We start from the raw sequence: 23,508 nt of genomic DNA, 5'->3' as shown, positions 1-23,508 counted from the left end.
GTTCTGCTCCATCGCACCGTCCCATCCCCCCCAATTTTACAATCCCCTCCAGTTATTCTGATAAAAAACGCATTTAGATATATCTTTTTCACATCCTCCTCTTGCCAATTTCGATATATCGATATAAATTAGATATATCGAAATTGTTTCGATATATCTAAAGGAGATTCATTATGTTTGGTTTTTCAAAACGTGGTCATCATTGTGGTGGAGAACACCATGAAGGGCAGCACCATCGCAACGAAAGAATGCATCGCGGCGGTCGCCACTCTATGGCAGCAGAAACAACCGAAGCCGCAAGAGGCGGCAGACGTGGGCGTGGCGAAAAAATGCATCGCCTGTTTGAACATGGTGATTTGCGGGTTGTCCTGCTAGCACTACTTGATAAAAAGCCCTGCCATGGCTACGAACTGATTAAAGCTATCGAAGAGGCATCCTCAGGATTATATGTTCCAAGCCCAGGTGTTATCTATCCCACTCTGACTCTGTTAGAAGAACAGGATTTTGTTACCCCAATTGCAACTGGCAATGGGCGTAAAAGCTACCAAATCACGGATGCTGGGAAAGCTGAATTGCAGCAAAACCAACAGATGGTTGATGTTATTTTTTCACGACTGGCGCAGGTAAATCGCCGCCCAGAGGGAAACTTGGCTGAAGGGATTTCTGAGGCCATGCACCGTTTACGCCACATTCTACGCAGCAGTATGATGCGCTCAGATGTGACGCCACAACAGGTTGAGCATATTAATGCAGCATTATTGACGGCAGTAGAAACCATTGAAAAAGAGTTAGAACCCAAGGCGGCAGAGACTCAAGAAGCGGAGAAAAACTAATGCCGGGATATCGCTATAGGATCACCATTGAGCCACTGACTGATCGCAAAGGTGAAGCCATAGATAAAGCCCCGGTAACATTCGAAGCCGAGAATCACGATGAGATCCTCGGCATCATCGAGCGGTTACAGGCGCGCGAAGACTTAGACTTTGGTAAAGAGAAAACAGCCGCATTTGCATTAGGTCTGAAGCTGTTTTCGGAAACTATGATGGAGAATCGTAAACACCCGATATTTACCCCATTGCGAACTGCATTTATGGATTTTATGATCAACTTGAAGAAAGGCTCGACACGCGATCGTAGCGAGTAACACATCAAAAACTAATAATAAAAATACTGCTGTATTCGAATAAAATGCATTGCCGGGAATATAAGTCATAGACGTCATTCCCGGCGAATTATTTAACTCAAATCAGCACCATTACTGGCAATAACTTTTTTATACCAATAGAAAGATTTCTTTTTCTTACGTGCTAAGGAACCCTTTCCCAAATCATCGCGATCAACATAGATAAAACCATAGCGTTTGCTCATTTCCCCGGTAGAGGCGGAAACCAGATCAATACATCCCCATGAGGTATATCCGATGACCGGAATACCATCATCAATGGCCTCACCCATGGCTTTAATATGTTCACGTAAATAACTAATACGGTAATCGTCTTCAATTTCACCCTGCGGGTTAATTTCATCTTTAGCACCCAGCCCATTTTCAACTAAGAAAAGTGGCTTCTGGTAGCGGTCATACATCATATTCATGGTGATGCGTAACCCTAAAGGATCAATTCCCCACCCCCATTCACTGACCTGAATATGGGGATTTTTCAAGGATTTAACAATATTAGCGGCGCTGCTGTTATGTTCATTCATATCCGCCGAAGCACAGCGCGAGGCGTAATAGCTGAAGGAGACGAAATCTACTGTATGTTTAAGAATATCGTCATCCCCCTCTTGTGTGGTAATTGAAATACCTTTCTCCCTGAAAAGGCGTTTTGTGTAAGCGGGATAAGCTCCACGGGCTTGCACATCAATGAAAAATAGATTTTCGCGGTCTTTTTCCAGCGCCGCCCAAACATCTTCGGGTTTACAGGTTCGTGGGTAAAAGTTCCCTCCTGCCAGCATGCAACCTACCTGATTTTCAGGATTGACCTCATGAGCAATTTTGGTCGCTAATGCGCTGGCGAGCAGTTCGTGATGGGCGGCTTGGTATTTGACTTGTTCCTGATTCTCATTCGGCTCAAACACTAATCCCGCCCCAGAGAATGGGCTATGGAGAAGAATATTAATTTCGTTAAATGTGAGCCAATACTTCACCAAACCATCGAAAGCTTCAAAGCATGTTCGGGCATAGTCGGTGAAAAATTTAACCATTTTTCGGTTACGCCACGAGCCATATTCCGTCACCAGATGCATGGGAACATCAAAGTGACATAGTGTTACCAGCGGCTCAATATTGTACTTTTTACATTCATTAAAGAGGTCGCGGTAAAAAGCAATACCCTCGGCGTTAGGTGCCATTTCATCACCATTAGGGTAAATCCGGCTCCATGCTATAGATGTACGGAATACGGTAAATCCCATTTCCGCCATTAATGCGATATCCTCTTTATAGCGATGATAAAAATCAATTGCCTGATGGCTTGGATAAAACTCATCATCTCTTAAGGTAAAACGCTTTTCCTGCCCTAATTTTACGGCCAAACGGTGTGGCCCATGAGGGATCATATCTACCGTCGTCAGCCCTTTTCCACCTTCAAAACAAGCACCTTCGGCCTGGTTTGCGGCTAATGCGCCGCCCCATAAGAAACCGTCGGGAAATGTTGATACTGACATTCAATACCTCTTCATTTAGTTAATTTTTACTGCACTGTGCGAAACAGCAGGGTCAGTAGAATCGGCGCTGCCACCTACACTGTCTTCAACAGGAATATCTTCAAATCCCAGTAAAAGTGTCGTGACGAAAGAGATAACTATCGCCAGAACCATGACGCCAAACACCCATACAATACTCATTGGATTAGCCGGATCGAAGAACTGAACACTGGTAAATAACCCAGGCGAAGCCATGGAATGGCTAGCTAACCCGCCAATTCCGGCCACCGCGCCACAGATAAATCCACTGATAAGGCTGGCGATTAATGGGCGTTTGAGCCGCAATGCCACTCCATAAAGTGCCGGTTCAGAGATACCCGCTACAATCGCTGAAGCTGCGGCGGCCAACGCCGTTTGCCGCAACTCCGGATTTTTGGTGCGCCAGGCAACCGCCAGAGATGAGCCGCCCAATGACAGATTTGCACCAATTTCCGATGGCATCACCATGCCCTCTTTCCCTGTCTCGGCAATGGTCTGAATAATGGTTGGCGTAAAAACACGGTGCATACCCGTCATAACCAATAATGGCCAGAGCGCGCCCATAATCGCCACAGAGAGCCAACCCAGATAATCATGAACGGTATAGACCAAAGAAGAAATGCCGCTACCAATCCATATTCCCAATGGCCCAATAAACATAATGGCAATAGGCGCTGAAATCAGCACGATCAGCATCGGTTTAAGGAAGTTTTTAGTCACTGCAGGAGTGATGTGGTCAACCCATCGCTCAATATAAGACAGCAACCAAGTCATACAAAGTGCCGGGATAACCGTATAGGTATACTTCACCGCAGTGACAGTTACGCCCATAAATTCAACATGTTGGCCTTGCGCGGCTTTTGCCATTAAATCAATAAAGGCTGGATGAACCAATACCCCGGCAATAGCGATAGCCAGCGACATATTGGTTTTGAATTTTATCGCCGCAGAAGCCGCCACCATCACTGGCAGGAAGAAGAAAGCACCATCACCAATGACATTGAGAATAATGAGAGTTGATGAGCCTTTCTCAAAGATGCCGGTCATATCCAGTATCATCGCCAGCAGTTTCACCATGGAGCCGCCGATGATGGCAGGAATCAAAGGTGACATGGTGCCAATCAATGCATCCAGTATCCCTGCCCCTATTCGCTTTAAGGTGATTTTATTCTTCTGGGGCAGCGCGTTTGCCGGTAATGCGCCTTCCGGGAGCAGTTTCATCACTTCAGCAAAGGCATAGCTCACATTATTGCCAATGATAACCTGGCACTGATTCTCACTATGTACTACACCCAGCACACCGGTTATAGCCTTCAACTTAGCCAAATCAACCGCACTTGCATCATTGAGTACAAAGCGTAAACGCGTCATACAATGAGTCACAGCCCCGATATTATTGGCCCCACCAATAGCATCAACGATTTGCTGTGATACTGCGGCATAATTTTTTGACATGAGTAACAACTCCCCGTAATGGCACGCGCCGAGCTAAGTGTCCTTTCTGTGCTGAGATAAAACTCCCCATCGCCACAAATCCACAGTTAGCCATTAAATTCATATAGTTATACATTATTCATTGACCGGAAAGGTGTTGTCACTAGCCATTCCCTGACACATAGGTAACCGGTTCCACATGAGAATCTTAAAATATGAGGTAAAATTCAATAGATGAATTTATTCTATTTTAATTCTGTGATGGTGATCGATATCAGAATCTTGCAAACGGGTATGGTTCGCAGCGACGGCCAAGTCACGAATGCCGCTAACTCTTCTGCAATTTCAAGGGCGAAGAGTATAGAATGACAATAATTTCAACGTGTCAGGAAGGGCCTATGTCTACAATGCAAGAAGTGGCAAAGAAAGCCGGTGTTTCAAAAGCCACTGTTTCGCGGGTTTTGTCGGGCAAAGGCTATGTCAGTGATGCAACTAAAAATCAGGTTTTTAAAGCGATTGAAGAGACTGGATATCGGCCAAATTTACTGGCGAGAAATCTGGCGACAAACAAGTCCGAATGCATCGGATTAGTGGTAACCAATACCCTGTATAACGGCAGTTACTTTAATGAAATACTGTCTCAGGCAGCGCAAAAATTAGAAAATAATGGCCGTCAGTTGGTACTGGTTGATGGGAAACACAGTGCGGAAGAAGAACAAGATGCCATTCAATTTCTCCTCGATTTACGCTGTGATGCCATAATCATTTATCCCCGTTTTTTAACTGTTGATGCTATGGATCTGATTATTGATAAATATAAACAGCCGATTATGGTGGTTAACAGAAAACTGCGAAAAAATCATAGCCATTGCATTTTCTGTGATCATAAAGGCTCGAGCTATAATGCAACTAAATATCTTATTGACCAAGGTCATCATGATATCGCCTTTATTACGGGTTCACTTGATTCACCTACTGCCATTGAGCGGCTTTCTGGATATAAAGCAGCATTAACTGAATTTTCGCTGCCAGTTCAAGATAAACTTATCGTGCAAGGCAAATGGACACCAGCAAGTGGTGCAACGGCGATTGAGTCTTTATTAACCAGTCAGTTACCTTTCAGCGCAATTATCGCCAGTAATGATGATATGGCCATTGGGGCGATGAAGAAATTAAATGAAGCCGGTTTAAAAGTCCCTGAGGATATTTCCATCATTGGGTTTGATAATATTCCTATTGCACCTTTCCTGCTCCCGCCATTATCCAGTATTAAAGACCCCGTCAGTGGCATGATAAATGAAGTCATTAATCGGCTGATATCCATGCTAGATGGCGGATATTTATCAAATGAAAATATATTCCAATCTGAATTACTCATCAGAGATTCTGTCAATAAAGGGCCTTTTTTTAACTCACCCAAAATAAAATAGCGATTATTGACTATAACATGAGCAATAAAAAAGGAGCCAAAGGCTCCTTCAAATAAAGCAACAAAGGTTATTTAACCCGAACACCTTCGACTGACAGAATAAGTTCAACTTCCTGTGAAGCTGGGCCTAAGTCAGTGGTGATATTAAAGTCTTTCAGTTTAATATTACCATTAGCTTCAAAACCGGCACGATAACCGCCCCATGGGTCATTACCCTGCCCAGTTAGTTTACTTTCCAAGGTCACTGGTTTAGTGACGCCATTTAATGTCAGATTACCAACCACAGTATAACCTTCGGCATTTTTCTTCACTTCGGTAGACTCAAATGTCGCCTGTGGGAATTTACTGACATTCAGGAATTCTTTACTGCGCAGATGTTTATCACGCTCAGCATGATTGGTATCAACGCTATTAGTGTTGATCACCACATTGACTTTATCAGCCGCAGGATCTTTCTCATCAAAAGTGAAAGACCCATCGAAATCATTAAAACTGCCATATAACCAGCTATAGCCTAAGTGTTTAATCCGAAACTCAATAAAGGCGTGTTGACCTTCTTTATCAAATTTATATTCGGCGGCTACAGCGCTACCTGCGGTAAACATCAGTGCGCCTACAGTCAGGCCCAAGAGGGTCTTATTAAACATGCTTAATTCTCCATAATACAGTTGGTTAATCGGTGCTACGTCCCAGCATCCGTTTGAGGGTAATATCACCATCAATAACATGGTGTTTAATTGCGGCGAGTCCATGTAATAGTGAAAGCACTACAACAGCCCAGGCCAGATAAAGATGTACAGTACCAGCGGTATCAGCTTGATCAGGTAAACCCGTTAATGTGGCAGGAACAGCAAACCAGCCAAACACATTGATTGGTTGCCCATCAGCCGTCGAGATTAAATAACCACTAAACATAATACAAAATAAAACAATATATAAAACCAGATGCGCTAATAACGCGCTAACGCGTGTAAATCGGCTATAACTTAATAATGGCTTTGGGGGTGGCGAAATAAAGCGCCAGATGACCCTAAATAACATTACAGCAAATAATATACAGCCAATACTTTTATGTATCTCTGGCGCCTGATGATACCAGCCATCGTAGTAGCCTAAAGTCACCATCCATAAACCAAGCGCAAACAGTGAATATACTGTTAATGCCACCAGCCAGTGGACACTAATAGTGATGCGACCAAACTGCTCCTTGGTATTTTTCCAAAGCATAATGATTCCCTTTTGCTCAATTCATAGAGCAATAGTCAAACATTATTAAATATAAAATCAACACTTATTTGACATAAGATATATTTTTGTAACTGCGGTCAGTTATTTTGCAACAGATGATCATTAGTCAGTCAATATAACTGTCGGACTTTACTTAACCTGACATATATCCGTCATACTTCAAGCTGCATGTGCGTTGGCTACCTTCGTTCACCCCAGTCACTTACTTGTGTAAGCTCCTGGGGATTTACTCTCTTGCCGCCTTCCTGCGACTCGAATTATTTAGGGTATATTTGAGATGAAGATAACCCTTTAACTGAGAAGACAATTACTGAGGAGACTGTTGCAGTGTCCAGTTCAATACCTGTGAGGCCAACTGATCACTTGCCAAGCCAAAGGCCGCCACCACTTCATTCATCTGCGCACCGTTAATAGGCTGGCGAACTTCAAAATGGCGAGTCGCCATAATTCTGCGATCTGAAATCCTCACCAGCCGGGCATCAAAACGGATCAATACTTCACTGTTACCCGCTTGATACACGCCCTGAAATGCCGATAAGTCGCCACTCAACTCCACATCAGCTTGAAGACTATCATCATCACTGCTGACGGCGGGAATTCGGCCATCAGTGCGGAATTCTTGAATCAGGCGATTACGCACCAAAATAGGCGCGGGATCAGTCCAACGCGAATTTTTGTAGACTGCAATTTCCTGCCCCTCGGGCTGAACAGCAATACGCGAGCTATTAATAAACTGGTTGGTCGCCGGTTGTGAAACCCGCAGTGACCAATTCACTGTCTGCGCGCGCGGTGCATTTGCCGCTGGGGGTACCGGCAGCAGATAAACCTGGGATATCGGCGCAGTCGGTAAAATAGTGCAAGCTGACAGTAACATCGCCAGCGTGGATAACATCAACAGCCCGATGCGGCGGCCCGCAAAGCGCATTATCTTCAGAGATATCATCGAGGCGTAAACTCCTGTGTTCTTTCACGACCACGCAGCAGAGCCGCAGGGTTTTCTTCCAAACGGGAAACGGCAGCTCGCAATGTCGCTAATGTTCTGCGTAATTCATCAACAGCTGGCCCCAATTCATTCATCCCTTGCATACCATTATTGAGTGAAGTTTGATTTTCACTGACCAATTTATTAAGGATAATGCTGGTATTTTGCAATGATGCCATGGTCTTAGCGGCATCATTAACCAGTTGTTTGCCCTGCCCGTCCATCAAGCCATTGGCATTGCGCAGTAAGCGGTTGGTTTGTGTCAATGTCTCATTGGCCTGTTTGCTGGCTTGCGCTAACTGTTGCAGCATGGTGCGAATATCTTGGCGTTGATCAGCGACAGTCTGGGTGACAAGCGCGAGATTATCCAACGTGGTGATAAGTCGCTTTTGATTATCAGGTGCCAGTAGTTGGTTCAACCGCATCAGCACTTCATTGGCGTTACTCATGAAATTCTCACCATTAGCCAGCAATTGGCTCATCGGTGACGGGGTGGCGATAATGACAGGAATTTCGCCATCTTTACCCTCCAATAGCGGGCTTGACGGGGTACTGCTACTAAATTGAATATTTGAGGTGCCAGTGATTCCTGCAACTGTCAGCCGGGCTTGAGTATCTTCGCGGATAGGCGTCGAAGCAGACACACGAATACGCGCCCAAACCTTATTGGGGTTTTCGCTGTCCAAACGCAACTGAATTACTTCGCCCACCCGAATGCCACTGTATTGCACGATGCTGCCCTGAGACAGCCCGCTCACCGGCTCATTGAAGACGATATCGTATAGCTTGAACTGGCGATTAGAACCGGCGTTGGTCAGCCATAGGCAGAATAACAGTGCGGCGCTGACCACAATGAGAGTGAACAAACCAATGACAACATGGTGAGCACGGGTTTCCATTTACAACCTCTCTTCGCTATTAATCGCTGCCGCCGCCTGATAAGCAGCTCGCCCACGTGGGCCATGAAAATACGCTTGAATCCAATCATCATCAGTTGCAGCCACATTATCCAAGGTATCCACCACCAACACTTTCTTTTGTGACAACACGGCCACGCGGTCACACAGGGTATAGAGCGTATCCAGGTCGTGAGTGACCAGAAATACCGTCAAATTGAGTGCATCGCGCAAGGTGCGGATCAAACTGTCAAACGCCGCTGCACCAATAGGATCAAGGCCCGCCGTCGGCTCATCGAGAAATAGAATATCCGGGTCTAATGCCAACGCGCGGGCCAAAGCAACGCGTTTGACCATCCCGCCCGACAGTGAAGCGGGATATTTACTGCCGGCCCCCGGCGGTAACCCCGCCAATGCCAACTTAACTTGCGCTAACCGCTCGGCCTCGCCACGCGGCAAGCCCGCATTTTCGATGAGTGGCAAGGCCACGTTTTCCGTCACCGTCAAAGAGCTAAATAATGCGCCGCGTTGAAATAATACACCAAATCGGCGCTCAACCTGGGAACGGGCCAAGCCCGATAATGTCATTAAATCCTGGCCAAATACATGAATCTGCCCGGCGGTTGGGCGGCGTAGCCCGACAATACTGCGCAACAACACCGACTTACCGGTGCCTGACCCGCCAACAACACCAAGAACTTCGCCGCGCTGCACATCAAGATTGAGATCTTGATGCACACACTGTGGGCCAAAGCTGTTAACCAGATTACGAATTTGAATGATTGGGTCTTGGGTTATTTGGCTCACCATCCCATCTCCATGAAAAATAGCGCTGCGACGGCATCAAGCAAAATCACCACAAAGATAGAATGCACCACACTGGTGGTGGTGTGCACCCCGACAGACTCAGCACTGCCAGTGACTTTGAACCCTTCAAGACAACCAATAATCGCAATCAGGAAGGCGAAAATGGGCGCTTTGCTTATCCCCACCAGAAAATGCTGCAATCCATTACTGTTTTGCATAATCGAGAGGAACATGGTGGGGGAAATATCGAGTGCTAAAGCGCAAACCACCATGCCGCCAAAAATGCCGCAAACCATGCCAATAAAGGTCAACATCGGTAGTGAAATCAACAGCGCCAACACTCGCGGCAACACCAATAACTCCACCGGATTTAACCCCAGAGTTTGGATGGCGTCGATTTCTTCATTGGCTTTCATCAGCCCGATTTCAGCCGTAAAGGCGCTGGCGGTACGCCCTGCCATCAAAATGGCGGTGAGCAGCACGGCAAACTCGCGCAGAAAAGAAAACACCACTAAATCGACGGTGAAAATACCCGCACCAAAAGTGGTTAATACCGTGGCCCCGAGAAAAGCAATAACCGCCCCGACCAGAAAAGTCAGCAGCATAATGATGGGAACTGCATTCAGGCCAATTTGTTGAATATTGGCAATCAGCGAAGTCATGCGCCAGCGTGAGGGCCGGAAAATAGTGCTAAATAAGGCCTCAAGTGTCAGGCCGACAAAACCCAGCAACGATTTGATATCTTGCCATAAATTGTCCACCGACCGGCCGGTATTCGCCAATAACTCAAGCCAAAATGACGGCGATTTTTCTGATGGTTCGGCGGCTAAATCCGGCAAAACACGGCTCACTGTTTCCAACAAAATGCGGCGTTCTTCTGGCAACTTAGGGGCCAGTTCACGCAGATGGCTGATGCGCCCCTCTCCCAGCAGCAAGGCTAATAAGGTGGCACCCGCAGTGTCCAAAGCGCCCAATTGGTTGAGATCAAAGACCACTGATGGGGGCGGATTAGTGCGAAATTGCGCCACGACCGGTTCTAAATCACGGTAATGCGCCAGCACCCAATCCCCTTTAATAGAGACCCGGACAGGTTGAGCTGAGCTGTCGATATCGAGTTGTGTTGTGAAAAGCCGCGCGGTCATAGAAAAAGCCTTACTCTTTATTGGAATACGGTTTTGATACTATTTAGCTATAAAAACTATTTAGCTATAAAAACTATCCAGCTATCAAAACTCACACCGCTACCTTAAGTAGGTATATCACACACTTTACTCAGTGTAATGGCTAAAGAGTAAGGACTATTTATTTACTGAGAATTTAACCTCTGGCGGCTAATTTGTGGCGTTGTCACGCGGAGCTTTTTCCCACTGCGACACGCGCTGCCCCGGCATGGCGAACCACACAATAACGGCAAGCAGAATCAACAAAATGCTGGCGGTGCCCAAGACCAAACTGTGCGAAGCGGAGAAAGCAAGCTTCGCACTATTGAGCAGAGCTTCATAGCCACCAAGGTTATTTACCACCTGAATAGTTTCGCTAATGGAGGCTCTGGCCTGCTCGACTAAACTCAGCGGCAAATCCTCTGGTAGCACAATGGAGGCGGTATAGGCCCGCGATAGCATCAAACCAAAGATTGCCACCCCCAGCCCGGCACCCAATTCATAGGCCATGCCCTCGACCGCACCCGCCGCACCGGCTTTTTCAGGGGGGGCGGCACTCATGATTGCCGCAGTGGAAGCCAATAGAGAAGCTTCAATACTGAAACCGAGCAATATCATCCACCCCCATGCCAGATAAACCTGCGTGGCAAAATCTGTCCAAGCCAATCCCAGAAAACTCAATGAACTCAATGCAATACCGGCACTGGCGACGGTGCGCAGCCCCAGTTTAGCCACTAACCAGCCCGATAGCGGCCCACTTACCCCGCTGGCTATCATCAGCGGCAGCAAAAATATCCCCGCTTCAAGTGGAGTTTTTCCTAACACAAATTGCAATTCTTGAGTCAGAAGTAATTCAAACCCCACCAGCGTTATCATCGCCGTCATCGCCATGACCATACCCACGGCGATAACTCGCTGACTTATCAGCCGAAAATCGATCATTGGAGCGGATGCCGATAATTGATGGCGTACAAAAGCAAATAACATCACGCCGCCCACCAATGCCGCCAGTGACGTCATCAGCGGATCGCCGTTACCGCGCAGCCCGGTTTTGGCGGCATAAACCAACATCAGGATCGCGGTCACCAATACCAATGCAGGGGCTAATTTCCACGTCTGTTCGGTGCGCATTGGCTGATGAGGAATAACCACCAATGTGGCAATGACTACCACAATAACAATGGGAATATTGATCAGGAAAACTGAGCCCCAATAAAAGTATTCCATTAATAGCCCGCCGACTAACGGCCCCATCGCCGCGCCCATGGTGCCGATAGCGACCCAAATCCCTAGCGCCAAAGCCCTTTCGCGTTCATCGGTAAAGATATGGCGCACCGCAGATAAAGTGGCGGGCAGAATCATTGCCGCACCAATCGCCAAAAAGGCGCGCGCAGCAATTAACGCTGCCACCGAAGGTGCCAAAGCCGCCGCCAAAGAAGCCAAACCAAACAATACCGATCCCAGTAAAGCCAGGCGTTTAAAACCGATGCGGTCACCCAGCGCCCCCATCGGGAGTAATAAACAGGCCATCACCAATGAGTAAATATCAATAATCCACAGTAACTCACTACCGGTGGCCGCCAAGGCGATCCCCAGCCGCGGGGCAGCCACATGGAGCACTGTTGCATCAATAGAAACAGGGAGATACATCAGAATAATAACGTAGAAAATCATCCACTTTTTAGACATACAAACACTCAAATAAATAAAGTTGAATACAAATAAATAAAGTTGAACACCTGTTCAATTTTATAATAATAGCGGAAAGTTGAACTAACGTCCAATTCATCACATAATGATGAAAACACTAATGAGTCAGATAAAGGAATCTCTTTGGCCTATTTGAATCGTGAAGAGCGGCACAACACCATTTTGCAAGCAGCGATGCGTGTTGCAATCACCGAGGGGATGGCCGCCACTACCGTGCGCCGTGTCGCTAGTGAAGCGGGGGTGGCTATCGGGCAAGTGCATCATCACTTTTCGTCCGTTTCGCGGCTGCGGGCTGATGCTTTTCTATTATTAGTGAAACAATCTTTGGCCGCTTTTGCGCTAGACAGCCAAAACTTACCTGCCCACGAGCGAGTGCTCTTGGTATTGGGCTATCCGCAAGATGAAGCCGGCAAACGCGAAACCCGGTTATGGAATGAAATCTCGATACTCGCCGAGCGCGATGACTTGATTAAGGCGGCCTGCGCTACCTCAATGTCGGATTGGCATCAGGCCACCGTCGAAGTGATTAATGCAGGAATAGCCAATAATGAATTCCGCTCTGATATCAATGCCAGTGATATCGCATGGCGCTTGATTGGGCTGGTCTGTGGTCTGGATGGATTGACACAATTAACCGAATTAGGTTTTTCCGAAGCCGAGATCCTGCGCCATCTGACGGTCATGATAAAAACTGAGTTACTCCAAAACACTTAACTTAACACCAGCCTCAGCCGGTCTCTTATCACAGGTTTGACTCGAGACACCGGCCATGCTGGTTATATATCCACCCATTCCCAACGTCATTGGCGTTGTAGCACGATGGTGAAAACTGCTGCAACATCAAGGAAGAAAGGGATTATTGAGAGCCAACTATGACTCAACAATCTACTGTCGCCGATGTTATCTATTATAACGGCACGATTTACACGGCTGATGCCAATAACCAGGTTTGCAGCGCTATCGCACTGGGCCAGGGCTATATTCTGGCGACTGGCGGTGACGAACTGATCCCCCAGTTCTCTTCCCCGAAAACTCAACTTATCGATCTGGCGGGTAAGTTTATGATGCCTGGCCTTATCGATAGCCATATGCACCCCTTTTGGGGCGGTAAGCAGCTGATTGGTTGTAATCTTAATTATGCGGCACTGAGTGTTGAGCAGACGTTGGATATCATCCAGCAACATCTCGATAGTGACCCGTTTAAGGGCGAAAATGACTGGCTAACCGTCCGCGCCTGGCAACGCCAAGCTATGACGCCGGTCGGGGCCGATATGAGCCGAGCCGCCCTCGATTCACTCAATACTCGTCGCCCGGTGGCTTTATTCTCAAATGACTGCCATACACTGGCGGCGAATAGCCGCGCGCTTGAGTTGCTGGGAATTGACGAAAACACCCCCATCCCGCCGGACGGCAAAATAGCCCGTGATGCGAACGGAAAACTCACCGGTATTTTGGAAGATGCGCCCGCCATGCGCGCTTTTGACAGCATTCCTTCTGCTACGCCAGAAAAAAATGTGCAGATTGCCGCCCATGTGCAGCAAGTTTTGAATGCTCAGGGCGTCACAACAGTGATGGATACGCGTGTATTTTCCGAGCAATTAGTCGCCTTCCATCAATTATATCAACGCAATGAGCTGACTTTGCGGGTTTTGGGGGCCAAAGAAGTCACGCCAGATAGCCTACAAGGGCCGGAAGATGCCGCGCGCGTGGTGCAGGAAGTAGTGGAATTTGGCCGCCTATGGGGGAGTGATGAGTGGACACCGGCACCGGGATTTGCTGTTGATCACTTGAAACTGTTTATTGACGGCGTATTACAGCCGCCGACCATGACCGCCGCCCTGCTCGAACCTTATCGTGCCAATCACGGCACGGCCGAAAACCCAGACTGGCAGCCAACTGAGCACTATGGCGACCTCTATTTTACCGCGCCGGTGGTCAATGCGGTGATTCTGGAATGTGCCCGCGCCGGTCTTCATCCGCACACTCACACGGTGGGTGATGGCGCAATCGAAATGGTGCTGGACGCAGTGGAACAGATGCGCGCCGCCTTGCCGGGCAAAGATATTCGGCCGGGGCTTGCTCACAATGAGCTGGTGGCTCCCCATCAGTATGACCGTTTCGCCAAATTAGGGGCCACTGCGGTGCTCTCTTTCCAGTGGGGCGGCTTGCCGGGGGTGCTGATTGATGAAGAGCGCGAGATGCTGGGCGAAGCCCGTTTCCAACATATGGAGCCAGCGGCACGTTTCCTCGATGCCGGGGCGCGTATTGCTTATGGTAGTGACTGGCCGATTGACCGCTTGGATGAATGGTACAATCTGCAAGTGGGGATGACCCGCCGTGCATGGCATCTTGACGGCAATCCTGCCGGCCCTCGGCTGGATAATGACCGCGACTTAACCCTGATTGAGACATTGCGCTCGGCGACCATTGATGCGGCTTATATGATTGCCAAGGAGCAATATATTGGTTCACTGGAAACGGGCAAATTCGCCGACATTATCATTCTGAAAAATAACCTGTTTGAGCAGTCACCAGAGGTGATTTATCAAACTCAGGTAGAATCCACCTTAATCGGCGGTAAAGTGGTTTATCTGGCCGGATAAATAAGCATTAGCCCCCGAACCACTGGTGTAATTTGGTGATTCGGGGGATAAACAGGCCAAAATCAGCAGCAATTCCTTTTAATAGTCTAATTCATCAATCTGGCGAATAACGCGGCAATATCAAGTCGGAAAGGTATTGGCTTTCAAACCTGTATCTCTTGTGTCAGAATCCGCTCCTTTATATTTTAAAGCTGTGAAATACAGCTTAGCGGTGCTTGTCCACACCAGGAGATGATACGGTAATGCCACAAAATATTCAGTTGCGCAGAGTGCTTAAAACCCCCGCGCTGGTCGCTTTCGGGCTTGCCTATATGGTGCCTTTGGGCGTATTTACGACCTACGGACAGGTGACTGTATTAAGTCAGGGGCATTTACCCATTGCCTACCTGGTTACCGTCGCCACCATTCTATTTACCGCCCTCAGTTATTGCCGGATGACTAGCGCCATGCCGCTATCAGGTTCCGCCTATTCTTACGTTCAGCGTAGTTTTGGTGGAAAAACCGGTTTTCTGGTGGGTTGGGCGCAAATTTTGGATTATCTGTTCCTGCCAATCCTTAACTATTTGGTTTTAGGCATTTTCTTGCACGAGGCATTCCCGGCGATCCCTGCTCCGGTCTTTATTATTGCGTCTATCGTCAGTGTCAGCCTGCTGAATATTCTGGGTGTGCGTCTGCTTACCTCAGTGAATTTCTCGCTGATCGCCGCACAGATGGTTTTTATCGTCTTATTTATTGCACTTTCTTTCAGTCAGGCGGATTTAAGCCCAGTGGCATTAATGAAGCCACTACTGGTCAATGCTGGTGATATGTCGGGCTTATTATCCGGCGCTGCGGTGCTTTGTCTGGCATTCCTCGGTTTTGATGCCATTGCCACCATGGCAGAAGAAGCCCACGATGCTAAGCGCACCCTGCCCCGCGCCATTCTGTTCACGGTGATAAGCGCCGGTGCCATCTTTATTGCGGTGTCTTATGCTGCACACTTGGCTTATCCAGACTGGAAATCATTAATTCCTTATCAGGACACCGCCAGCCTGATTATCTCCGAGCATGTCGGCGGGAAGTGGATGTATAACTTCTTTATGGCCACTTACCTGACCGGCGTTTATGCTTCGGCGATGACCGCACAAACTAGCGTGTCGCGTATTTTCTATGCCATGGGGCGCGAAGGTGTGTTGCCGCGCAAAGTATTTTTCCATCTGCATCGCAAGTTCCATACACCCTGGCGCGCTATTTTATTCGTGGCGACCATCTCGCTGCTGGCGCTGTTCCTTGACCTGAATTTAGTGGTGTCGATGATAAGCTTTGGTGCGCTCGGCGCGTTCACTTTTGTGAATTTGAGTGTCATAAAACACTTTATTTTCAATGAGAAACGGCGCGGCGCTTCAGCCATGTTTAAATACGGGCTGTTGCCAATGATGGGGTTTGTGATGTCAGTCTGGCTGTGGGTTCACCTTGAACAGCGCGCGCTGGAAGTGGGCCTGCTGTGGTTGCTGGCGGGCTTTATTTACCTGCTTTGGCTCACTCGCGGCTGGCGTCAGTCCCCGCCATCAGTTCATCCGGATGATATTTCCCATCTGATGGATTAGTGAAAAGGGCCACTTAATGTGGCCCTTCCCTTGTCAGCAATATATACCCTATAGATTTCATGCCGCAGGGTGAGCCTCAGGGATGAGGCTCATTAATCCCGATGAACTTACATCAGTAAGTGATTTGGGTTATCGAGAGCAGCCAACACACCTGCAACTTGAAAGATGACGGGTATTAACCCCGGCGCGACCGGCCTACCGCCTCACCCAACTGCCACACGGCCATGGCGTAATGGGTGCTGTGGTTGTAGCGAGTGATAGTGTAGAAGTTGGGCAAACCATACCAATATTGATAACCGGTGCCGACATCCAGGCGTAGCAAGCTGGCTTCCTGAGAATCCCCCAGCGAACCCGTTGGACTTAGCCCTGCGGCAGATAAAGTCGAGACCGGATATTTGGTCTTAAAGCCATTGTCGAGATTCGGCGCTTGCCCGTTTGCTGGTACTGCGACCACCGCCCCTTTGGTCCAGCCGTGTGCTTTAAAGTAATTCGCCACACTGCCGATAGCATCCACCGGATCCCACAAATTGATATGACCATTACCATCAAAATCAACAGCATAATCTTTGAATGACGAAGGCATAAATTGGCCATAACCCATGGCACCGGCATAAGAGCCGCGTAAACTGAGCGGGTCATTGCCCTCGGCCCGCGCCATCAGCAAAAAGGTTTCCAGCTCGCCGGAGAAATACTCGGCACGGCGTGGATAAGCAAAGGAAAGTGTTGCCAGCGCATCAATGATACGGGTCTTACCCATCACTCTGCCCCAGCGAGTTTCAACACCGATAATGCCGACGATAATTTCTGGTGGAACCCCGTAGACCTCATAAGCGCGTTGCAGGGCATCTTCATATTGATTCCAGAAATTCACACCATTCTGCACATTACCCGGAGTAATAAATTGGCTGCGATAGCGGTTCCAGGCACCATTTGGCCCTGAGGGGCGGCCAGAGGTCGGCGCTTGCTTATCCATCAAGCGGATAACAAAATCCAGTTTTTTAGTTTGTGCCAATACATCATGGAGTTGCTGACGTTCAAAGCCATGCTCACGCACCATCTTGTCAACAAAGCGGGCGGTATCTGCATTATAGGCAAAATCACCGTTTGGCACGTGGCCCATATGCTGAGGTTCAAGTAAAAAACCGCTGCGAGTCAGGCTATCTGACGGCGTCGCAGCAACAGGAGGCGTCGGTTTGCTGCTACAGGCGGAAAGCAAAATGAGTGAGGAAAGAATGACAGCTAAGTGACGCATCGTATATCCATAAACCATGCCAAAAAGTAATAGCTATGTTAAGTCATTGTCTGTAACGAACAAACAGGAAAATGCGGGATACTCCGCAGTAATTGATCAAGGAATTGCGCTCACCACCCTTCATTTATCAGGACAAATTGCACTAAACCCCTTGAACAATAAGGAATTATAGCAACATTAGTGAAACATTTCGTAGCAAATAATACGAATGATTTTCACTATTATTAGTACTAATTTTCTATACAATCGAGCTGTTTCGTTGTTGCCTGACTCTTTCGTTTTCTTCTTTGACCTGTTAAAGGATGTCTTTATGAAGTTACGTTTATCCTCTCTCGGCCCCGCAGCTCTATTGGCTTCCTCAATGATGCTGGCGTTTTCCGCTAATGCGGCATCCAATGACGAAGGCATTGTGGTGTATAACGCCCAACACGAAAATCTGGTGAAATCCTGGGTTGACGGCTTTACCAAAGATACCGGAATTAAAGTGACCCTGCGCAACGGTGGGGACAGCGAGTTAGGTAATCAGTTAGTTCAGGAGGGTAGCGCATCACCCGCAGACGTTTTCTTGACAGAAAACTCCCCCGCCATGGTGCTGGTTGATAACGCAAAATTGTTCGCGCCATTGGATGCGGCAACACAAGCTCAGGTGGCCAAAGAATATCGCCCTGAACATGGCCGCTGGACCGGCATTGCCGCCCGCAGCACGGTTTTTGTCTATAATCCGGAAAAAATCAGTGAAGCCGAGTTACCTAAATCTATTATGGATTTGGCAAAACCTGAGTGGAAAGGCCGCTGGGCGGCATCACCATCCGGAGCTGATTTCCAGGCAATTGTTAGCGCCATGCTGGAACTGAAAGGCGAAAAAGCCACATTGGAGTGGTTAAAAGCCATGAAAGCCAACTCCACCGCGTATAAAGGCAATAGCACGGTAATGAAAGCAGTCAATGCCGGCCAGATTGATGGTGGGGTTATCTATCATTATTATCGCTTTGTTGATCAAGCCAAAACCGGCGAGAACAGCGGCAAGACTCAATTGCACTACTTCAAACATCAAGATCCGGGTGCCTTTGTGAGTATCTCAGGTGGCGGTGTGCTGGCGTCAAGCAAGCATCCGCAAGAAGCCCAAGAATTCATGAAATGGATAACCAGTAAATCCGGTCAGGATATCTTGCGCACTAATAATGCTTTTGAATATGCCGTGGGTGTCGATGCTGCGTCTAACCCTAAATTAGTGCCGCTGAAAGATCTGGATGCGCCAAAAGTAGAACCGTCTAAACTGAACAGCAAGAAAGTGGTTGAGTTGATGACAGAAGCTGGCTTGCTGTAATAAAGTCAACCTGCTGAAAATAAAGTCAATCTGCTGAAAATATGTACTTTTAGCCCGTCGAGTTCCTGACCCGACGGGCATTAACACGCCGAGTGCCTTGACGATTATGGCCAATGTAAACCCCGATGTTATCCCAATGTCACTGAGTCAAGCCGCTCAAGTGCAATATAGCCGCCGCCCCGGCTCTGGGATTGTGGCTATTGCCGTGATGCTTTCGTTGCTATCCTTATTGCCACTGGGGTTTGTTATTGGCATTGCCATTGATACTGGCTGGCCAACAGTAAAAGCGCTGGTTTTCCGCCCTCGCGTCGGGGAGTTGCTACTTAACACCGCATTACTGGTGGCATTCACCTTGCCGCTCTGCGCCATTATTGGTGTGGCTTTGGCATGGCTCACTGAACGCACTGCTCTACCCGGCAGGCGAATTTGGTCACTACTGGCTATCGCCCCACTGGCTGTTCCTGCTTTTGTGCAAAGTTATGCCTGGATTAGCCTGATACCCTCAATGCATGGACTGGGCGCAGGTGTATTTATCTCTGTTATTGCCTATTTTCCTTTTATTTATCTGCCCGCTTCAGCAGTATTGCGCCGCCTTGATCCCGGCCTTGAAGATGCCGCCGCCTCACTGGGTAGCACGCCTACCGCAGTATTTTTCCGGGTGGTATTGCCACAATTAAAATTAGCCGTTTGGGGTGGTTCGATACTGATTGCACTGCATTTATTAGCAGAATATGGGCTATACGCCATGATCCGTTTCGATACTTTCACCACCGCGATTTTTGATCAATTCCAATCTACATTTAATGGCCCTGCGGCCAATATGTTGGCGGGTGTTCTGGCGTTATGTTGCTTAGGATTATTGCTAATTGAAGCCACCAGCCGCGGCTATAACCGCTACGCGCGCGTGGGTTCCGGTAGCGCACGCAGACAAACTGCTTATTCAATGGGAACCGCCCTCACCTTACTGTGTTTGCTGTTACCGCTGGTAATGACAACCCTCTCGCTCGGCGTGCCCTTTATCACTCTCACCCGCTGGCTCTATATTGGCGGTATTGATATATGGTTGAATGCTGAACTACTGCCAGCATTAAAACAAACGTTGGCATTGGCGCTGAGCGGTGCGGTAATTATCACCCTATGCGCCATACCGATGGCCTGGTTATCCGTGCGCTACCCAAGCCGTTTACACCGGGTCATGGAGGGCTGTAATTATGTCACCAGTTCGCTGCCCGGCATTGTGGTCGCACTGGCGCTGGTGACCATCACTATCCGGATGGCCCGGCCACTGTACCAAACTGAATTCACTCTTTTACTGGCCTATTTATTGATGTTTACGCCACGCGCCTTAATCAGTTTACGGGCCGGTATTGCGACCGCGCCGGTCGAACTGGAAAACGTGGCGCGCAGTTTAGGGAAAACGCCCACTCAAGCTATCTGGAGCACCACGATGCGCTTGGCGGCCCCCGGCGCTGCGGCTGGCGCGGCCTTGGTATTTTTGGCTATATCCAATGAACTGACCGCCACCTTGTTATTGGCCCCGAATGGCACCCGCACATTAGCGACTGGGTTTTGGGCATTGACCAGTGAAATAGATTACGTTGCTGCATCACCTTACGCCCTGCTCATGGTGGCGCTCTCCCTGCCGCTAACCTGGCTTCTTTATTCTCAATCTCAACGTACGGCAGGATTATGAGCACGCTTGAACTTCAACAAATCGGCAAGTCTTACCAATCGGTCAATGTATTAGACGGCATTGATTTACAGGTTACGGCGGGGAGCCGCACGGCGATTGTCGGGCCATCTGGCTCAGGTAAAACCACCTTACTGCGTATTATTGCCGGTTTCGAAACGCCGGATAGCGGTAAGGTGATTTTGCAAGGGAACCCCGTATTTGACCACTCAATCCAGGTGCCGGCTCATAAACGAGGGATTGGCTTTGTCCCACAAGATGGTGCGTTGTTTCCACATTTTACCGTGGCGGGCAATATTGCTTATGGACTAAAAGGCAGTAAGCAGGATAAAGCCCGCCGGGTTGATGAATTAATGGAAATGGTGGCGCTAGACCGGCGATTAGCGCAGCTTTGGCCCCATGAAATATCCGGCGGTCAGCAACAACGAGTCGCACTCGCCAGGGCATTGGCGCAAAGTCCGGTATTGATGTTATTGGACGAACCCTTCTCAGCGCTGGATACCGCCTTACGCGCATCAACCCGCAAAGCGGTGGCTGAACTGCTGTCACAAGCCAATATCGCCTCCATTTTAGTTACACATGACCAAAGTGAGGCGCTTTCTTTTGCCGATCAGGTGGCCGTAATGCGCGCGGGCAAGTTGGCTCATGTTGGCCCACCGCAAGAGCTTTATCTGAGGCCGATTGATGAGCCGACCGCCACATTCCTGGGTGAAACGCTAATTCTTTCTGCTCATATTGAGGCCGGATGGGCCGATTGCGCACTAGGCCGAGTCAAAGTTGACGATGCAACCCGTCATGGGCAAGCACGCATTATGCTGCGCCCCGAGCAAGTGACCATCACACCGCTGCCCGCAGTTCATCATTATCCAACTCACTGTCTGGCTAAAATTATCAGTATTGATTTTGCTGGTTTTATTTCGACGCTCACTTTATCAATTGTTCAGCATGAGAAAATTGTTCAGCATGACAAAATTGTAGAAATTAAAACCATCAGTCGCGAAGGGCTCCATATTGGCTTAATGGTTGATTTGACGATAGTGGGTCAGGCCCATATTTTTGCTGACTGACGACACATTTCTATTCACTGAATGCAATAAACACGATTAATGCGCTGTTCGCTCCCGCAGATTACATTATGCTACTGAAATCACGACTACCGGAGCCGCACAGAATGGACGAAATGCACGTCATCATATTGACCATCGGGCTATTTGTACTCACATTTATCAATCCCGGCGCTAACTTACTTATTGTGGTGCAAACCAGTCTCAGCTCTGGCAAAAATGCAGGTTTACTCACTGGGCTGGGCGTGGCTTTGGGGGATGCAATTTACTCAGGATTGGGGTTATTTGGTATGGCGGCACTAATTGCTGAGGGCGGCGCATTGTTCTCGGCAATTAAAATCGGCGGCGGTTTGTATCTGATTTGGTATGCCTACAATATGCTGCGCCACCCTCAGGAACTGCATATGGGTATGGGGGCTGTCGCCACTTCCTCGGTTACACCTTGGTATGTGTTCTTCCGTCGTGGGCTATTGACTGATTTATCTAACCCACAAACCGTGCTGTTTTTTATCAGTATTTTCTCGGTAACACTCACCCCGACCACACCAGCATGGGCAAAAATAGTCGCCTGGCTCGGCATTGTTCTAGCCTCTATCCTCTGGCGGTCATTGCTTAGCATGGCGTTCTCACGCCCGGCGGTGCGGCGCGCATATGGTAAAGTTCAACATCTGTTAAGTGGTATTATCGGTGTTGCCGTGGGGGCGTTTGGGCTGCGTTTGATTTATGAAGGCATCACCCGCCGCGGATAGCCAAATAGCTATTTAATCGCTATTACAACGGCCTCGCTTGGGGCCTCTTTTGTTCCAGTCGCAACTGCCGATACTCCAGCACCGTCAGCACGATAACCACCACATCCAGCAGCGTTATCAGGATCAAAAGCACCGAATGAGTAAAGGTATAACGATAGAGTTGATAGACAATAAACAAGCTAAAAATCACTATTGCCGCAGGGTAATAACCTAGCTTTTTGCGCCACAATCCAATAATGACCCACAGCTTAACAATGCCATGTATTAGTAAATAAAAAGCGGCAAAGTGCAGACTGCTGATGGAAAGGCTTTGTGCCGCATGCAATACATAATTGGCGACCACATCGCCCCGGTCTTCGATAAACTCAACTTGTGTGAGGCGATGCAATATATTCAGTAAAAACTGGGGAGTAATAAAGAAGGTTAAAATACCCGCCACAACCTCCATGATAGCTAATATTGCTTTCAGCAGTAGGCTGACTTCAAAAACAGCATGGATATTTTTCTCTCCGAAGAGGTTATTACGCTCAAATCGGTTTCTCATATTCAACATCACACTCATTCCCTGCATGGTAACACTATGAAGAGTATCAATATAGAATAGCAGGTTACTCAGGGCTGATCTAAAAATCGTGATGCTAATTTTCTCTTTCGTTAGAAAAAAACAAACTCATATTTTTAGCCAATATTCGCATGATTCTCATGCCCTTGAATTCCATTTTACAGAGGGAATAGTCACTAATAATCAGTAGCCATTTATTAAGATTTTTCTCAAAAAATTAAGTAAAATTAAATAAACTCGCAAATAGTAATATATTTCTTTCATTTGAGATTGATTCTTTATTACAGAATTTAATCACATTAAAGATATTAATTTTATGTATAG

The 23,508-nt window shown here is 48.0% G+C and carries 21 protein-coding genes; 10 read left to right on the top strand and 11 right to left on the bottom strand.

What is annotated here, in order from left to right; genetic code table 11:
* Positions 1-173 precede the first annotated feature (173 nt).
* Both OP863_RS06150 and OP863_RS06145 read left to right on the top strand, forming a co-directional pair.
* Positions 174-833, top strand: coding sequence for a PadR family transcriptional regulator (locus OP863_RS06150; protein ID WP_145589774.1), 660 nt, complete (start codon positions 174-176; stop codon positions 831-833).
* A complete protein-coding gene (locus OP863_RS06145; protein ID WP_145589775.1) occupies positions 833-1,144 on the top strand; it encodes a DUF3861 domain-containing protein in 312 nt (103 codons plus the stop codon). The genes OP863_RS06150 and OP863_RS06145 overlap by 1 nt, the downstream gene beginning before the upstream one ends.
* A 92-nt stretch (positions 1,145-1,236) precedes the next feature.
* Here the strand turns inward: OP863_RS06145 and OP863_RS06140 are convergent, their stop codons facing one another.
* A complete protein-coding gene (locus OP863_RS06140) occupies positions 1,237-2,667 on the bottom strand; it encodes a 6-phospho-beta-glucosidase (protein WP_265525982.1) in 1,431 nt (476 codons plus the stop codon).
* A 15-nt stretch (positions 2,668-2,682) separates the two neighbouring features.
* Positions 2,683-4,140: a PTS cellobiose/arbutin/salicin transporter subunit IIBC gene (gene ascF / locus OP863_RS06135; RefSeq protein WP_038634840.1), complete on the bottom strand. Its 1,458-nt coding sequence runs from the start codon at positions 4,138-4,140 to the stop codon at positions 2,683-2,685.
* Between the two features lie 377 nt (positions 4,141-4,517).
* Between ascF and OP863_RS06130 the strand changes: the two genes are divergently transcribed.
* On the top strand, positions 4,518-5,549 hold the full coding sequence (locus tag OP863_RS06130) for a LacI family DNA-binding transcriptional regulator (protein ID WP_038634843.1): 1,032 nt from the start codon (positions 4,518-4,520) through the stop codon (positions 5,547-5,549).
* 67 nt (positions 5,550-5,616) lie between these two features.
* Here the strand turns inward: OP863_RS06130 and OP863_RS06125 are convergent, their stop codons facing one another.
* The 7 genes from OP863_RS06125 to OP863_RS06095 all read right to left on the bottom strand — a co-directional run bounded on the left by OP863_RS06125 (position 5,617) and on the right by OP863_RS06095 (position 12,330).
* On the bottom strand, positions 5,617-6,195 hold the full coding sequence (locus OP863_RS06125; protein ID WP_038634846.1) for a YceI family protein: 579 nt from the start codon (positions 6,193-6,195) through the stop codon (positions 5,617-5,619).
* A gap of 25 nt (positions 6,196-6,220) precedes the next feature.
* Positions 6,221-6,775, bottom strand: coding sequence for a cytochrome b (locus tag OP863_RS06120; protein ID WP_145589777.1), 555 nt, complete (start codon positions 6,773-6,775; stop codon positions 6,221-6,223).
* Positions 6,776-7,103: 328 nt separating this feature from the next.
* Positions 7,104-7,739, bottom strand: coding sequence for an ABC-type transport auxiliary lipoprotein family protein (locus OP863_RS06115; RefSeq protein ID WP_038634852.1), 636 nt, complete (start codon positions 7,737-7,739; stop codon positions 7,104-7,106).
* Entirely contained in the window at positions 7,736-8,677 is a 942-nt protein-coding gene (locus OP863_RS06110; RefSeq protein WP_145589779.1) for an MlaD family protein, read from the bottom strand. The genes OP863_RS06115 and OP863_RS06110 overlap by 4 nt, the downstream gene beginning before the upstream one ends.
* The gene (locus tag OP863_RS06105) at positions 8,678-9,484 is read right to left on the bottom strand and encodes an ABC transporter ATP-binding protein (protein ID WP_038634858.1); all 807 of its coding nucleotides are present in this window, start codon (positions 9,482-9,484) and stop codon (positions 8,678-8,680) included.
* A complete protein-coding gene (locus OP863_RS06100) occupies positions 9,478-10,623 on the bottom strand; it encodes an MlaE family ABC transporter permease (RefSeq protein ID WP_265525981.1) in 1,146 nt (381 codons plus the stop codon). Before OP863_RS06100 ends, OP863_RS06105 begins: the two co-directional genes overlap by 7 nt.
* Positions 10,624-10,812: 189 nt before the next feature.
* Positions 10,813-12,330, bottom strand: coding sequence for a SmvA family efflux MFS transporter (locus tag OP863_RS06095; RefSeq protein ID WP_145589780.1), 1,518 nt, complete (start codon positions 12,328-12,330; stop codon positions 10,813-10,815).
* A 144-nt stretch (positions 12,331-12,474) separates the two neighbouring features.
* Between OP863_RS06095 and OP863_RS06090 the strand changes: the two genes are divergently transcribed.
* The 3 genes from OP863_RS06090 (at position 12,475) to OP863_RS06080 (ending at position 16,540) form a co-directional block, all read left to right on the top strand.
* Positions 12,475-13,065 (top strand): TetR family transcriptional regulator, encoded by a 591-nt coding sequence (locus OP863_RS06090; RefSeq protein WP_265525980.1) that lies wholly within the window; start codon positions 12,475-12,477, stop codon positions 13,063-13,065.
* A gap of 158 nt (positions 13,066-13,223) precedes the next feature.
* Positions 13,224-14,954 carry an amidohydrolase gene (locus OP863_RS06085; RefSeq protein WP_145589781.1) on the top strand — a complete coding sequence of 577 codons (1,731 nt, stop codon included), beginning with the start codon at positions 13,224-13,226 and terminating at the stop codon, positions 14,952-14,954.
* A gap of 242 nt (positions 14,955-15,196) precedes the next feature.
* The gene (locus tag OP863_RS06080) at positions 15,197-16,540 is read left to right on the top strand and encodes an APC family permease (protein WP_145589782.1); all 1,344 of its coding nucleotides are present in this window, start codon (positions 15,197-15,199) and stop codon (positions 16,538-16,540) included.
* Positions 16,541-16,715: 175 nt separating this feature from the next.
* On the opposite strand, the gene mltB is transcribed toward OP863_RS06080, so the two are convergent.
* Positions 16,716-17,792: a lytic murein transglycosylase B gene (mltB, locus tag OP863_RS06075; protein ID WP_186368348.1), complete on the bottom strand. Its 1,077-nt coding sequence runs from the start codon at positions 17,790-17,792 to the stop codon at positions 16,716-16,718.
* A gap of 310 nt (positions 17,793-18,102) precedes the next feature.
* On the opposite strand from mltB, the gene OP863_RS06070 reads away from it, so the two are divergent.
* The 4 genes from OP863_RS06070 to OP863_RS06055 all read left to right on the top strand — a co-directional run bounded on the left by OP863_RS06070 (position 18,103) and on the right by OP863_RS06055 (position 22,622).
* Positions 18,103-19,119, top strand: a complete 1,017-nt coding sequence (locus tag OP863_RS06070; RefSeq protein WP_145589784.1) for an iron ABC transporter substrate-binding protein — start codon at positions 18,103-18,105, stop codon at positions 19,117-19,119.
* Positions 19,120-19,225: 106 nt separating this feature from the next.
* Positions 19,226-20,812, top strand: a complete 1,587-nt coding sequence (locus OP863_RS06065) for an ABC transporter permease (protein ID WP_145591841.1) — start codon at positions 19,226-19,228, stop codon at positions 20,810-20,812.
* Positions 20,809-21,876, top strand: coding sequence for an ABC transporter ATP-binding protein (locus OP863_RS06060; RefSeq protein WP_038634879.1), 1,068 nt, complete (start codon positions 20,809-20,811; stop codon positions 21,874-21,876). The genes OP863_RS06065 and OP863_RS06060 overlap by 4 nt, the downstream gene beginning before the upstream one ends.
* Before the next feature lie 104 nt (positions 21,877-21,980).
* Positions 21,981-22,622: a LysE family transporter gene (locus tag OP863_RS06055; protein WP_265525979.1), complete on the top strand. Its 642-nt coding sequence runs from the start codon at positions 21,981-21,983 to the stop codon at positions 22,620-22,622.
* Between the two features lie 22 nt (positions 22,623-22,644).
* Here the strand turns inward: OP863_RS06055 and OP863_RS06050 are convergent, their stop codons facing one another.
* Positions 22,645-23,175, bottom strand: a complete 531-nt coding sequence (locus OP863_RS06050; protein WP_145589788.1) for a DUF2127 domain-containing protein — start codon at positions 23,173-23,175, stop codon at positions 22,645-22,647.
* Positions 23,176-23,508: the final 333 nt, after the last annotated feature.

It is taken from the genome of Yersinia sp. SCPM-O-B-9106 (C-191) (genome assembly GCF_026183365.1).
Lineage (GTDB): Bacteria > Pseudomonadota > Gammaproteobacteria > Enterobacterales > Enterobacteriaceae > Yersinia > Yersinia rochesterensis.
Note: the sequence above shows the minus strand (reverse complement) of the source record. Positions and strands in the feature narration are given on the sequence as shown.

Excerpts from the sequence above, each read along its gene's own strand:
- OP863_RS06085 (WP_145589781.1), top strand. The coding sequence starts at position 13,224 with ATGACTCAACAATCTACTGTCGCCGATGTTATCTATTATAACGGCACG.
- OP863_RS06070 (WP_145589784.1), top strand. The coding sequence starts at position 18,103 with ATGAAGTTACGTTTATCCTCTCTCGGCCCCGCAGCTCTATTGGCTTCC.
- OP863_RS06100 (WP_265525981.1), bottom strand. The coding sequence starts at position 10,623 with ATGACCGCGCGGCTTTTCACAACACAACTCGATATCGACAGCTCAGCT.
- OP863_RS06080 (WP_145589782.1), top strand. The coding sequence starts at position 15,197 with ATGCCACAAAATATTCAGTTGCGCAGAGTGCTTAAAACCCCCGCGCTG.
- OP863_RS06130 (WP_038634843.1), top strand. The coding sequence starts at position 4,518 with ATGTCTACAATGCAAGAAGTGGCAAAGAAAGCCGGTGTTTCAAAAGCC.
- OP863_RS06110 (WP_145589779.1), bottom strand. The coding sequence starts at position 8,677 with ATGGAAACCCGTGCTCACCATGTTGTCATTGGTTTGTTCACTCTCATT.
- mltB (WP_186368348.1), bottom strand. The coding sequence starts at position 17,792 with ATGCGTCACTTAGCTGTCATTCTTTCCTCACTCATTTTGCTTTCCGCC.
- OP863_RS06055 (WP_265525979.1), top strand. The coding sequence starts at position 21,981 with ATGGACGAAATGCACGTCATCATATTGACCATCGGGCTATTTGTACTC.
- OP863_RS06095 (WP_145589780.1), bottom strand. The coding sequence starts at position 12,330 with ATGTCTAAAAAGTGGATGATTTTCTACGTTATTATTCTGATGTATCTC.
- OP863_RS06150 (WP_145589774.1), top strand. The coding sequence starts at position 174 with ATGTTTGGTTTTTCAAAACGTGGTCATCATTGTGGTGGAGAACACCAT.
- OP863_RS06145 (WP_145589775.1), top strand. The coding sequence starts at position 833 with ATGCCGGGATATCGCTATAGGATCACCATTGAGCCACTGACTGATCGC.
- OP863_RS06120 (WP_145589777.1), bottom strand. The coding sequence starts at position 6,775 with ATGCTTTGGAAAAATACCAAGGAGCAGTTTGGTCGCATCACTATTAGT.
- OP863_RS06115 (WP_038634852.1), bottom strand. The coding sequence starts at position 7,739 with ATGATATCTCTGAAGATAATGCGCTTTGCGGGCCGCCGCATCGGGCTG.
- OP863_RS06140 (WP_265525982.1), bottom strand. The coding sequence starts at position 2,667 with ATGTCAGTATCAACATTTCCCGACGGTTTCTTATGGGGCGGCGCATTA.
- OP863_RS06105 (WP_038634858.1), bottom strand. The coding sequence starts at position 9,484 with ATGGTGAGCCAAATAACCCAAGACCCAATCATTCAAATTCGTAATCTG.
- OP863_RS06065 (WP_145591841.1), top strand. The coding sequence starts at position 19,226 with ATGGCCAATGTAAACCCCGATGTTATCCCAATGTCACTGAGTCAAGCC.
- OP863_RS06125 (WP_038634846.1), bottom strand. The coding sequence starts at position 6,195 with ATGTTTAATAAGACCCTCTTGGGCCTGACTGTAGGCGCACTGATGTTT.
- ascF (WP_038634840.1), bottom strand. The coding sequence starts at position 4,140 with ATGTCAAAAAATTATGCCGCAGTATCACAGCAAATCGTTGATGCTATT.
- OP863_RS06050 (WP_145589788.1), bottom strand. The coding sequence starts at position 23,175 with ATGTTGAATATGAGAAACCGATTTGAGCGTAATAACCTCTTCGGAGAG.
- OP863_RS06060 (WP_038634879.1), top strand. The coding sequence starts at position 20,809 with ATGAGCACGCTTGAACTTCAACAAATCGGCAAGTCTTACCAATCGGTC.